Origin of the sequence: Amycolatopsis kentuckyensis (assembly GCF_002155975.1) — a bacterium.
GTDB classification, from domain to species: domain Bacteria; phylum Actinomycetota; class Actinomycetes; order Mycobacteriales; family Pseudonocardiaceae; genus Amycolatopsis; species Amycolatopsis kentuckyensis.
The window spans coordinates 1-5461 of record NZ_MUMI01000688.1 but is presented as its reverse complement, the minus strand read 5'-3'; the positions used below and the strand labels follow the sequence as shown (position 1 = coordinate 5461).

The window sequence follows — 5461 nt, the reverse complement described above, 5'->3', positions numbered from 1 at the left end:
ACCGCCCACCAAAACCTCGCGTGCAGACCCCACCGAGCCGCCCGACGGGCGAGACGGGGTGATGCCGCCCCCTCACCGCACCACCCGTCTCGCCTTCGCCTGCCGGGTTGGTCGCGGAAGTGGTGCCGCCCCCTCGCGGCACCACCTCGCGCCCGTGGACGCCGGGCGGAACTCGACCGGCGTCACCCCCAGCGGACCCGGCGGCGCGCATCAGCGCACCAGGGTCCCCCCTTAGTGTCGATCGTGGCGGAGGCCGCCACACGGAACGCACACAGAAACCACGCGGGCCGCCGTGGGGCGGGCCTCAGTCCTCGCAGGTGCCCGCCGTGGCGCGGAACAGCTGGGCCCGCTCGCCGCCCAACGCGCGGATCCGGACCGGTGGGTCCGCCGCCGGCAGCCACACCGATTGGCCCCTCCGCAGCTCGACCTTCTCGCCGTCGTCCGCCGTCACCAGCAGGTCGCCTGCCGTGCACAACAGGATCTGGGGGCCCACGCTGTCGACCGAGATCTCGTCGTCCTGGCCGGCCGCCCACTCCACGCGCGACAGCTCGAACTCCGGGGCGTCCGTGCGGTACACCGCCATCCGGCCTCCGACGTCGCCGCACTGGACCGGCATCTCGCCGCACGCGAAGTCCACCACGCGCAGCAGCTCCGGCACGTCCACGTGCTTCGGCGTCAGACCGCACCGCAGGATGTTGTCCGAGTTCGCCAGGATCTCCACGGCCGTTCCGTGCAGGTACAGGTGCAGGTTGCCCGCCGGCAGGTAGATCGCCTCGCCCGCGCGCAGCGTCAGGCGGTTCAGCAGCAACGCCGCCAGCACGCCCGCGTCGCGCGGGTGCGCCTCACCCAGCTCGAGGATCGTCCGGCACTCGACCGCGAACTCGCCGTGCTCCTGGACGTGCGTCACGCACGCGTCGAGCACCTCCGGCAACAGCGAATCCAGCGACGACTGCGGCAGTGTGATCCACGTCGTGAACAGCGCCCGCAGCCCGTCCGGGTCCGGCTGGGCCTCCAGCAGCCCCGTGTACTTCGCCAGTCCCGGCGTCTCGATCGCCTTCAGCAGCTTCACCGTCCGGTCCGGGGTGCGGAACCCCGCCAGCGCGTGGAACTCCGTCAGCGCGCAGACCAGCTCCGGTTTCGCCGTCGGATCCGGGTAGTTGCGGTTCGACGCGTCCCGTGGAATGCCCAGCTGCTCCTCGCGGGCGTGCCCCTCCGCGGCCTGGGCCGCCGACGGGTGCGCCTGCATCGAGAGTGGCTCCTCCGCCGCGAGGATCTTCAACAGGAACGGGAGCCGCCCGCCCCACCGCTTCGCGCAGCGCTCGCCGAGCTGGGTCACCGGGTCGGCGTCCACCAGCTCGAGCAGGCTCCGCTCGGTCCCGTCGGGGCCGATGACGTGCGACGGGTCACCCGGGTGGGCACCCATCCACAGCTCGGCCTCGGGGTGCGGCGCGGGTACCGGACGGCCCAGCAGCTCGGGGATCGCCGTCCGCGATCCCCAGGCGTAGGGCCGCACCGCATTGCGCAGCAGCTCCACTGTCACCTCAACTCCACTCCTTCGGCACCGGCCAGGCCGGTGCTAGGCGGGTCTCACGCCGTCGCGGGCGCGAAGCGGCCCGCGCCGCCGATGCTGCCCGCCGCCAGCCCGAGATAGACCGCCGCCAGTTCGAACCGCAGTGCCAGGACCGCGGCCCGCACGATTTCGTCGGCCTCGATCTCCTCGGCCGGCACGATGACGTCCGCACCCGGCAGCAGATCCTCGGCCTGGTAGCGCGCCGCGTCCGTGGCCGGACCGGTCCGCACCGACAGCAGCAGCAGCCGGGTGGGGATGTCACCAGAGGAATCGTCCGGATCGGCGAAGATGTCACGCTCCGCGCCACCTGATTGCGCCGCCCGCCGCAGTGCGGGGCGCGCCAGGGCCTGACGATAGTCCTCGACGTCGCACACCGTGGCCGCGTGGGCGGCGAACGCGTGCGCAGCGTGTTCGCCGACGGCCACCGCGACCGGGTCCAGTCCCCACAGCAGCGGCACGCGGTCGGCCACCCGCAGGGCGAGCGCCTTGGCCGGGTTCTCGAACGAATCCCGGGCCAGGTAGTCCTTCCCGGCTTCGAGGTCCAGCTGGTCGGCGAGCGCCTGGACGTCGGAGATCAGCAGGCCCAGCGCGTTCGCGGTGAGCAGCCCGGCGGCCAGGCCGCGGGGGAAGGCCAGCTCCGGCGGCACCGGGACCCGCGGCGCCAGCAGGATGCCCTTGCCGGCCACGGCGGCCGCCACCGGACCTTCCGACGGCGCCGAAAGCACCACCGAGGCGCCGTAGCGGGCGGCGCGCTCCAGCGACGCGGCGAGTTCCCGGTCACCCGGGTCGTCGGTGTGCGCGAACACGACGTCGAGCGCGCCGATCCAGCTCGGCACCACCTCGGCGACGACCACCGGGACCGGGCACGACGGCGCCAGGAGCGCGGCCAGCAGCCGCGTGAGCGTGCGGCTCACCCCCGGCCGGTCGATCAGCACGACGGCGCGCGGGCGGCCCATGTCGAGCCGCTCGGACAGCTCCAGCTCCGCGGCCAGCTCGGCGGCCGCCCGCACCTGGGCGCCGGCCATCGCGGCGGCACGGAGCAACCCCGCGCTGTCGGCCTCGGCCAGCCGCGCGGGGTCGTCGAGCAGCGTGTCGTCAAGCACTGTCGGCATCGGAATTTCCGTTGTCACCGGGCACGGTGGCTTCGTCGAGCAGCAGCACCGGGATGCCGTCACGGACCGGGTACACCCGGCCGCACTCCGTGCACGTCAGCGCGTCGGCCTCGGGGTCGTCCGGGGCGCCCGGCCGGAGCGGGGCGTGATCGGGCGACGGGCACGCCAGGATCTCGAGGAGCTGGGCGTCGAGCGTGATGGCCATGGTTCCTCCATACCACGCGGGGGACTGTGGTGAAGAGCACTTCAGGACACAGTTCGGCCCCGGGGCGCCTTCGTCGGGACGGGTCAGTTGCGGATGATCGCGAGCACTTCGTCCACCAGCCCCTGCACGGCTTCGGCGTTCGCCGCCTCGACGTTCAGCCGGAGCAGCGGCTCGGTGTTCGACGGGCGCAGGTTGAACCAGGCGCCGCCCGGCAGCTGCACGGTCAGGCCGTCCAGCTCGTCGAGCTCGACGCCGGAGCGGGTGCCGAAACTGTCCTTGACGGCCATCATCTTCGCGACCTGGTCGTCGACTGTGGAGTTGATCTCCCCCGAAGCCGCGTAGCGCGAGTACGCGCTGGTCAGCTCGGACAGCGGGCCGGTCTGCTCGCCGAGCGCGGCGAGGACGTGCAGCGCCGCCAGCATGCCGGTGTCGGCGCGCCAGAAGTCGCGGAAGTAGTAGTGCGCGGAGTGCTCGCCGCCGAAGATGGCGCCGGTCTTGGCCATCTCGGCCTTGATGAACGAGTGCCCGACGCGGGTGCGGACCGGCTTGCCGCCGTGCTCGGCGACGATCTCCGGGACACCCTTGGACGTGATCAGGTTGTGGATGATCGTGCCGCCGGGGTCCTTGGCCAGCTCGCGGACGGCGACCAGCGCGGTGATCGCGCTCGGCGAAACCGGCTCGCCACGCTCGTCGACGATGAAGCAGCGGTCGGCGTCGCCGTCGAAGGCGACCCCGGCGTCCGCGCCGACCTCGCGCACCTTCGCCTGGAGGTCGACGATGTTCGCCGGGTCCAGCGGGTTGGCCTCGTGGTTCGGGAAGGTGCCGTCGAGCTCGAAGTACATCGGCACGATGTCGATGGGAAGCCCCTCGAACACGGTCGGGACGGTGTGCCCGCCCATGCCGTTCCCGGCGTCGACCACGATCTTCAGCGGCCGGCTGCCCGACAGGTCGACCAGGTTGCGCAGGTAGGCGGCGTAGTCGGCGAGGACGTCCCGCTCGGTGATCGAGCCGCGCTGGCCCTCGAAGCCGGGCACGCCCTGCTCGACCGTGTCGCGGATCTCGGCCAGCCCGGTGTCCTGGCCGACCGGGGAGGCGCCGGCGCGGCACAGCTTGATGCCGTTGTACTTGGCCGGGTTGTGGCTGGCGGTGAACATCGCGCCCGGCATGTTCAGCGAGCCCGAGGCGAAGTACAGCTGGTCGGTGCTGGCCAGCCCGATGCTGACCACGTCCAGGCCCTGCGAGGTGACGCCCTCGGCGAACGCGGCCGCCAGGGCCGGCGAGGAGTCGCGCATGTCGTGGCCGATCACCACCGACGGCGCCTCCGGCTTGATGAGCAGGGCGAACGCGGCGCCGAAGTCGCGGACGAGGTCCGCGTCGAGCTGCTCGCCGACCACGCCGCGAATGTCGTAGGCCTTCACGATGCCCGAAAGGTCTGGCACGCCGTCTCCCCGCGAATAGTCGTCCCGGCGCCCGCTGCGCCGCGCGGAAAGCCTACCGGCGGGGTGAGTGGCTTACGCGTTCAGGCGCGACCGGGCAGGACACGCAGGTGGCCGCGGCGCCCGGACGGGCCCTCCGGCTCGGGTGCGGGGGCCGGTTTGCCGGGGCGGCCGGCCTCGCGCACGGCCTCGGCCAGCGCGGTCAGTTCGTCGGCCGACGGGTCCGGCGCGGCGAAGGCGCCTTCGTGCCGGACGACTTCCCAGCCCTTCGGGACGGTCAGCCGCAGCGCGTGGGCTTCGCAGAGGTCGTACGAGTGGGGCTCGGAGGCGGTGGCCAGCGGGCCGACGACGGCGGTGGAGTCGCTGTACGCATACGTCAGCGTGGCCACAGCTGGCTCGAGACAGCCAGTACGCGAACACTTCCGTACGCTCCGCACGAAACGAAACGATAGCGCGTCGCCGCAAGGTCTCCAGCGCGACACGCGCTGAACCGCGGTCGCATAGACTTCCGGACGTGGCGACGGCTCGTGATTACCGACAGCGGCGGCGCTCGCGGCGGGACCGGCACGGCCGGGGCCTGCGCGGGACGCTGTATCCGGCGACCCTGCCCGCCGCCGCGAGCCGAGCGGAACGCTTCGACGCACTGGTGCTCGACGCACTGGAGCCGATCGAAGCCCGCTGGCGCCACGAGCTGACAAAGCTCGACGTGGCGGTTGACGACGTGCCGGAGATCCGCGAGAACGGCCACTCCCCGGCGGACGGCGTGCTGCACGACGGCGCGGTACCGCTGTCGAGGCTGGTCCCGGCGGGCGTGGACCGCACGGGGCTGCCGACGCGCGCCCGGATCGTGCTCTACCGACGGCCGCTCGAGGCAAGGGCGAAGGACCCGTCAGAGCTGGCCGAGCTGGTCCACGACGTGCTGGTGGAGCAGGTGGCCGGGTACCTGGGCGTGGAGCCGGACGTCATCGAAGGCGAGTAGCCCCACCGGAGGGGGGTAGGCCACACGCGAACCGGCGGCCGGGGACGCAAGCCGGCCAACGACGTCACCAGGCCTCCCCCGCCCCTCGTCCCAGCCTGCACTTCAGTCGACGACCGGGTTTGTCAAGGCACGCTTTCCCGCCTTGACAAACCCGGGCGG

General features: G+C 72.7%; 6 protein-coding genes. 1 reads left to right on the top strand and 5 read right to left on the bottom strand.

The annotated features are described in order from the left end of the window. Window positions 1-304 precede the first annotated feature (304 nt). The 5 genes from manA to CCN39_RS45675 form a co-directional block, all read right to left on the bottom strand. The gene (manA, locus tag CCN39_RS45695; RefSeq protein WP_086853196.1) at window positions 305-1534 is read right to left on the bottom strand and encodes a mannose-6-phosphate isomerase, class I; all 1230 of its coding nucleotides are present in this window, start codon (window positions 1532-1534) and stop codon (window positions 305-307) included. A gap of 53 nt (window positions 1535-1587) precedes the next feature. After that, entirely contained in the window at window positions 1588-2682 is a 1095-nt protein-coding gene (locus CCN39_RS45690; protein ID WP_167455374.1) for a hypothetical protein, read from the bottom strand. Beyond that, window positions 2666-2887, bottom strand: coding sequence for a Trm112 family protein (locus CCN39_RS45685; protein ID WP_086853192.1), 222 nt, complete (start codon window positions 2885-2887; stop codon window positions 2666-2668). The genes CCN39_RS45690 and CCN39_RS45685 overlap by 17 nt, the downstream gene beginning before the upstream one ends. An 83-nt stretch (window positions 2888-2970) precedes the next feature. After that, entirely contained in the window at window positions 2971-4326 is a 1356-nt protein-coding gene (locus tag CCN39_RS45680; RefSeq protein WP_086853190.1) for a phosphomannomutase/phosphoglucomutase, read from the bottom strand. 80 nt (window positions 4327-4406) lie between these two features. Then, window positions 4407-4760 (bottom strand): DUF3499 domain-containing protein, encoded by a 354-nt coding sequence (locus CCN39_RS45675; RefSeq protein ID WP_026468546.1) that lies wholly within the window; start codon window positions 4758-4760, stop codon window positions 4407-4409. A 77-nt stretch (window positions 4761-4837) separates the two neighbouring features. Between CCN39_RS45675 and CCN39_RS45670 the strand changes: the two genes are divergently transcribed. Further along, on the top strand, window positions 4838-5302 hold the full coding sequence (locus CCN39_RS45670; RefSeq protein ID WP_103341201.1) for a metallopeptidase family protein: 465 nt from the start codon (window positions 4838-4840) through the stop codon (window positions 5300-5302). Window positions 5303-5461: the final 159 nt, after the last annotated feature.